The organism is Pollutimonas bauzanensis (assembly GCF_040393045.1).
Taxonomy (GTDB): Bacteria; Pseudomonadota; Gammaproteobacteria; order Burkholderiales; family Burkholderiaceae_B; genus Pollutimonas; species Pollutimonas bauzanensis_A.
Genome location: NZ_JBEBUX010000050.1, coordinates 20,466 through 27,096 on the forward strand (window position 1 = coordinate 20,466; position 6,631 = coordinate 27,096).

At 56.5% G+C, this 6,631-nt stretch carries 6 protein-coding genes; 1 reads left to right on the top strand and 5 read right to left on the bottom strand.

Annotation, left to right across the window (positions count from 1 at the left end; all coding sequences use genetic code 11):
- The first annotated feature begins 6 nt into the window (after positions 1–6).
- Positions 7–1,569 carry a galactarate dehydratase gene (gene garD / locus ABWO67_RS09870; protein ID WP_353151061.1) on the top strand — a complete coding sequence of 521 codons (1,563 nt, stop codon included), beginning with the start codon at positions 7–9 and terminating at the stop codon, positions 1,567–1,569.
- A gap of 70 nt (positions 1,570–1,639) precedes the next feature.
- Here the strand turns inward: garD and hslO are convergent, their stop codons facing one another.
- From hslO to ABWO67_RS09895, 5 genes are all read right to left on the bottom strand, one after another.
- Positions 1,640–2,560 carry an Hsp33 family molecular chaperone HslO gene (hslO, locus tag ABWO67_RS09875; RefSeq protein ID WP_353151064.1) on the bottom strand — a complete coding sequence of 307 codons (921 nt, stop codon included), beginning with the start codon at positions 2,558–2,560 and terminating at the stop codon, positions 1,640–1,642.
- A 68-nt stretch (positions 2,561–2,628) separates the two neighbouring features.
- On the bottom strand, positions 2,629–4,302 hold the full coding sequence (locus ABWO67_RS09880; RefSeq protein ID WP_353151066.1) for an acetate--CoA ligase: 1,674 nt from the start codon (positions 4,300–4,302) through the stop codon (positions 2,629–2,631).
- Positions 4,303–4,416: 114 nt separating this feature from the next.
- Complete coding sequence (locus ABWO67_RS09885) at positions 4,417–4,947, bottom strand: RDD family protein (protein ID WP_353151069.1); 531 nt, start codon at positions 4,945–4,947, stop codon at positions 4,417–4,419.
- A gap of 187 nt (positions 4,948–5,134) precedes the next feature.
- Positions 5,135–5,320 carry a hypothetical protein gene (locus ABWO67_RS09890; protein ID WP_353151072.1) on the bottom strand — a complete coding sequence of 62 codons (186 nt, stop codon included), beginning with the start codon at positions 5,318–5,320 and terminating at the stop codon, positions 5,135–5,137.
- A 129-nt stretch (positions 5,321–5,449) separates the two neighbouring features.
- Positions 5,450–6,631 (bottom strand): THUMP domain-containing class I SAM-dependent RNA methyltransferase (locus tag ABWO67_RS09895; RefSeq protein ID WP_353151075.1); only part of this gene is annotated, 1,182 nt, incomplete at its 5' end.

Genomic DNA, 6,631 nt, shown 5'->3' on the forward strand with positions numbered 1-6,631 from the left:
CTCGCCATGCCGCTCGAAAAACCCCACATGATCAAGATGCATGACAACGATAACGTCGCCATTGTTGCGAACAATGGGGGGCTTGCTGCAGGTGCTGTCTTGGCGGATGGCACCGTGGTGCAGGAACGTGTGCCGCAGGGGCATAAGATAGCCCTGGTTGATTTTGCCATCGATGATCCCGTCTATCGCTACAACGTGGTCATCGGCCGCAGCAGGCAGCCATTGCCGCGTGGCAGTTGGGTGAACGAACAGCGTCTTGACATACCCGAGCCGCCCAGCCTGGATAATTTGCCGGTTGCGACACAGGGTGTGATTCAGCCTGCCCTGGAAGGGTATAGCTTTCAGGGCTTTCGCAACGTCGACGGCAGCGTGGGAACACGTAATATTTTGGCCATCAGTACTTCCGTACAGTGCGTGTCGGGGGTTGTGGACCATGCCGTGCGCAAGATCCGTGAAACACTTTTGCCCAAGTATCCCAACGTTGATAATGTGATTGCCCTTGAGCACGTATATGGCTGCGGCGTCGCCATCAACGCGCCAGATGCCGTGATTCCCATACGTACCCTGCGCAATATCGCTCGCAACCCCAACTTTGGCGGGCAGGCTATGCTCGTTAGCTTGGGTTGTGAAAAATTGCAGCCGGACCTCTTGTTTCCGAAAGCGGCGATTCCTATCCGCGATAGCCGTCAACATGCCGATCTACAGGGTGTCGACGTCATTTGCCTGCAAGATGATGAACATGTCGGCTTCCAGAGCATGATAGATTCCATCGTTCGCGTGGCTGACCAAAAACTGCAGGCTCTGAATCAGCGTCAACGCGAGACCTGTCCGGCTTCGGCCCTGGTGGTCGGGGTGCAGTGTGGCGGCAGTGATGCTTTCTCTGGGGTATCGGCCAACCCTTTGGTGGGTTTTGCCACTGATCTTCTGGTGCGTGCTGGCGCCAAAGTCATGTTTTCCGAAGTGACCGAAGTTCGCGACGGCATAGCTCAACTGACAGCGCGGGCCGCCAACCAGGAAGTCGCCGACGCGCTGCTGCGGGAAATGGGCTGGTACGACAGCTATCTTAGCCGGGGGCAGGCCGACCGCAGCGCCAATACTTCGCCGGGAAACAAAAAAGGCGGGCTGTCGAATATTGTAGAAAAAGCGATGGGCTCCATTATCAAGTCGGGATCATCGCCGATAGTCGGGGTGGTATCGCCCGGTGATTTGTGCGAACGCCCTGGGCTGAATTTTGCCGCAACGCCAGCCAGTGATTTCATCTGCGGTACTCTGCAGTTGGCTGCTGGCATGACCCTGCATTTATTCACTACGGGCCGCGGAACGCCTTATGGCCTGAAGGAAGTACCCGTCATTAAACTGGCCACGCGTAGCGACTTGGCCAGGCGCTGGCACGACCTGATGGACGTTAACGCAGGGCGCATCGTGGACGGCCAGGCCACGTTGGAAGAAATGGGCTGGGAGCTATTCCACTTGATGCTGGATATCGCCAGCGGCCGCAAGCGAAGCAAGGCCGAAGCCCTGGGCCTGCACAATTCGCTGGCCTTGTTCAACCCGGCTCCAGTGACTTGAGGCTGATATTATCGCTGGCGGACCTCGTTTGGGTAAATACGCCCACTAATTCGGGGCCCGCCAATGTCACTTAATGAACCGATTTGTGCTCGCTGTGAACCGTATCTGCTGTGCCGGCGAAAAGACCGGCACAATCGACGGCATCGAATTCGTACGGTTTGCCGCAAAAGCTGCAGGCAATATGGATTTTTTCGCGTTCGCTGAGAATGTCCTCGATTTCTTCGCGCCCCAGCATACGCAGCATATTGGCTACACGTTCGCGGGAGCAGGGGCAATGCCAGCGGACCGGTTCAGGTTCAAAGGCGATCAAGTCCTCTTCCCAGAACAAGCGATGAATCAAGGTGTCGGTATCCAGCGACAAGAGCTCTTCGGCCTTGACGGTACTGGCTAAATGGCAGGCGCGCGTCCAGGTTTCCTGGTGAGATTCCTGGTCGCCGGCAGTTCCGCCGTGGTCTGGAAGGCGTTGCAACAGCAGGCCTGCGGTATTTTCAGCATCGGATGCCAGCCACATGCGAGTGTCCAACTGCTCGGAATTGCGCATATACAGTTCCAGCACCTGTGCGACCGAATCCCCCTCGAGCGGGACGACGCCCTGGTACGGTTCCAGGTCAGTAGTGTCGCGGTTGGGGTCGAGTACGACGACAAAACGGCCTTTTCCGTGAGCGTTGAGCAAAGACTGGAGCGTACCGTCTACGGGTATCTCGTGCCCTTCACGCAGGGTGACTGTGGCGCGTATTGAGAGGTCGGCGGTGCATTCCACCACGACCAGAGCGATGGGGCCGTCTCCTTGCAACTGCAGTACAAGAGATCCGTCGAACTTGATGTTAGTGGCCAGTAGTACGGCTGCCGATACGAGTTCGCCCAACAGGCGCTGCACGCAGTCGGGGTAGTGTTGATGGACCAGGCCGGCCTGCCATGCAGAGGTGAGCTTCACCGCTTGTACCCGAGTGCTGTGATCCGCTAATAAGTACTTTTTGAATTGATCTGTCATAGGCTAAATTTTAGCCCATAAGCAGATTATTGCCGCGAAACCGAGTGCTGATTTCGACTGGCGCCCGTTTATTCGACGGCTTTGGCTGAAGCATTGCTTCGTTGCTGCTCTCGGGCGCGCAATACATGGCGGCGGATTTGTCCGGTGCTGGTCAAGGGCAAACTGTCGACAAATTCGATTTCGCGCGGCATTTGGTAGGAGGCCAGGCAGCTCTTTACCAGTTCTTGCAGTTCTTTTTGCAAGACCAGCGCATCCTGGGTTTGCGCACCGCTGCGCAATACGACATAGGCTTTGACCAGTGCGCCTCGAGTATGGGTTGGTTTGGGGACTACGGCTGCGTTGATAACTAAGGGGTGCCGCAACAGGCAGTCTTCGATTTCGTTGGGCCCGATACGATGTCCGGCGCTTTTGAACACGTCGTCGCTACGGCCGGCGTACCAGTAGTAGCCATCTTCATCGACCGAGGCCAGATCGCCGCTCATGCACCAATCGCCGATGAACTTGCCTTGCGTAGCGGTATCGTTGCCCCAATAGCCTTGAAACAGGACAGGATCGGGATACCCGTGAATATCGTAGCGATTCACGGCAATTTCGCCTACTGTATTTACGGGGCAAGGCAAGCCCTTAGCGTCGAGCACTGCAATTTGATGACCAGGATAAGGACGCCCGATACTGCCTGGCTTGGCAGGCCATTTTTCGTAGCTATTGCCCACCACATAGTTCATTTCGGTTTGCCCGAACATTTCATTCGGCGTAATGCCCAAGGCCGTCTGGCACCATTCGAATAGGACCTTGCCGGTGCTTTCCCCCGTCGCCATGATAGACCGCAGAACCAGGCGATAGTGCTCGCGTGGCGCTGGCACCGCTTGCATGATTAACTTGAGAGCGATGGGAAACAAAAAGGTATTCGTCACCCGGTAGCGTTCCATGGTTTCCAATGCGCGGGTTGCCGAAAACTCTCCGAGTGTACTGACGATGCTTTGGCCGAAGTAAAGCGTGGGCAGCAAGGCGTCCATCAGGCCGGCTGCCCAGCTCCAGTCCGCAGGGCTCCAGAAAACGTCCGATTTTTTCGGAAACCAATTTTGCGAAGCTACGAAGCCAGGTAAATTGCCGATGAGTGCGCTATGAGCGAGTAGGCTGCCTTTGGGGGCGCCGCTCGTGCCGGATGTATAGAGCAGCAATGCCGGTGCGTTGGATTTGGTAGGGACGGCCCTGAAGGTGCTGGGTTGGCGCGCAAGTAGCGTGCGCCATGGAATGGTGACGTCGTGCAGGAATGACAGTGCAATGACTTGGGATAGCAAGGGGCACTGCAATTGCGCCTGAATCAGGTCTGGGCCGCCAGCGGCATCCACGATGGCTACATGGGCTCCGGCGTCGCGCAGGCGTGCTGCCAAGCTGTCGGCGCCGAATAGCGGAGAGAGCGGCAATGCAACGGCGCCGACGCTAAAGATAGCCATATAGGCCACAACAGCTTCGGGGCGCTGGCCCATGATCAAGGCGACGCGGTCGCCGGGCTTCACGCCCATTTTTACCAAGCCGTTAGCGAGTTGGTTTGTAGTTTCCGAGAGGCGTGAATACGTCCACACTTCGCGCTGCCCCGTTTCGTCCTCGTGAAAGATGGCAATGCGCCTGCCTTCGAGCGGATTCTCCGCCCAGCGATGTACACACGCCTGCGCGATGTTGAATTGAGAGGGGACAAACCATTGGTAAGTCGGGTACAGCTCCGAGTATTGGTCGCTCATTGTCTTTTGGATTCAACTGGCATACAGAAGGCGTAATCTCCTTTAGCCGCAAGCATGAACGACAAGCCGGATCTGTGCAATGCCTACGGACCAGAAACCCAATGACACTAGGGTTTATACGGGGGGGCGGAACGCTTTCTTCGCATCGGTCAGGCGGGTGCCAAGCAGCCGGTCGTGCAGGAATTGCTGTTCAGGATCGAACCACGTCCAGATAAAGAGGGTAAAAGGCGCAAATACAATAAGAAGATCGGTCGAACTGTAGCCGGTAAGGCGTGACGCGCCCAATACCAGCAGGGCCGCCAGTAGCGGCACAGGCCACAACAGCACATAACGAAGTATTAAGCGTTCAAGGCTGGGAGCATTTCCATTGCGGTCTACCAACTGGATGTTCCAGGTTTTCATAGGCAGCGTCTGGCCTTGTTTGCGCCAGCACATAATAAAGTAGACGCCTACGGCAACAAAAACGATTGCTTGCCTGCCATGACGAAACATCAAGGCATCTCGGCTTTGTGTCAAGGTATCAAACAGGTAGCTGGCCAGGAATATGACGCCAAAAAGCAGAACCGCTTCGTACATCATGCAGGCGAAACGGCGCAAACGGCTGGGCGTTGGCCTAAGGGTGGGGTTGAGCGTGGAGTGTTGCATTGCGAGAAAGGATAGGGCGAGGACAGGCGCTATTATCCCGCAATTACGATTTGGCGGATTTTTCCAGCCAATATAGCCGTGTTTTTTCGGATCCGTGTCCCTGCAGACAATAAAAAAGCCGCTTTTAGCGGCTTTTGCGTATGCGCCCTAGGCGCGCCAGATCAGTAGGTGACCGGCAGGGTACAACTTAGCTGGCGGATTCGACAGTATTGCGTGCAACCGATTTTTCGCTGGACAGCAATGCAGCGATTTTGGCGAATAGGCCTTTAAGCGACACAAGCGGTTTGAAACGGAACTGATCTTCGATGGCTTGCATCATAAGTTGACGCTCGAGTTCGTCGGTTAAACGGATGTCTTTGCCTACGTTGATCATAACTAGCCTCTTTACTTTGAATAATGAACAATGAACGGTTCGTTCAGGGTTATCCCTATTATAGGGTTAACCCTGACATCAAAGCAAGAGAATATATTGCAGTGCCGCAAAGTGTTGCGTACGCGATACTTATTTTTTCCTGTAGCTTGCTGCGACCATTTCAAAGCTGAACAGGCGGCAGTCCAGGGCGCCGTTGAACAGGGGATAGCGGCGCAAAGGCTTCAGGCGTAATTCACGTGGTAAATCCATATCGCTGGAAATAATGCTGACGTTCCAGCCACTGTAGTGCTGTTTCAGGTTCTGTGCCCAGTCGCGCCATAGCCCGCTTTCTTCCTCGCTGGGCAAGCGTTCGCCGTAAGGGGGGTTGGTGACCAGCCACCCTGTTTCGGCAGGCGGGGGTACCCTACGGGCGTCGCCGACTTCAAATCGAATCGAGTCGGGGGTGAGCCAGGATCGTTCGAGGTTGGACTTTGCTGCTTCAATAGCAGCCGGGTCCAGATCGTATCCGACGATAGGGCTTTCCAGTTGCGTTGCAATATGCGAGCGCGCTTCGTCTTTAAGGTCGCGCCAATGGCGGGCATCGTGATCGCGCAGCCGTTCAAAGCCGAAAGGGCGCCAAATGCCCGGGGGCACGCCTAAAGCGATCCAGGCGCCTTCGATCAGTATGGTGCCGCTGCCGCAGAAAGGATCCATCAGTGGTTGGGATGGATCCCATCCCGACAAGGCAAGCAGGCCGGCGGCCAGGTTCTCGCGTAAGGGGGCTTCGCCTTTTTCCAGGCGCCAGCCGCGCTTGAACAGCGATTCGCCAGAGGTATCCAGGTAAAGGGTGGCACTGTCTTCGTTCAGGAAAAGGTGAACGCGCGCATCGGGGCGTACCGTGTCAATATCGGGACGTGCGCCTTCGCGTTCGCGCAGCCGGTCGCAGATGCCGTCCTTGGCGCGCAAGTTGCAATACTGCAGGCTTTGCATGGGGCTGCGTATGGCCGAGGTGTCGACCCGCAGGGTTTGTTCGGCGCCGAACCAGCGCTCCCAGGGGGTGTCCATGGCCAGGTCCAGGATATCGTCTTCGTGATAGGCGGGGCCATGTGCCACTTCGACCAAGACGCGTGTGGCCAGTCGGGAGTACAGATTGGCGCGAAGCACCCCAGTCCAGTCAGTGTGGAAGCGACAGCCGGCGCGGGCTGCCACGGCATCTTCGAAGCCCAGTGCCTGCATTTCAGCAACCAGGGCTTCTTCCAGGCCTTGCGGACACGGGGTGAAAACCGGAAAAATCTCGGCTGCTCTTGTGGGTACAGGCGCGCGGCGTGGATT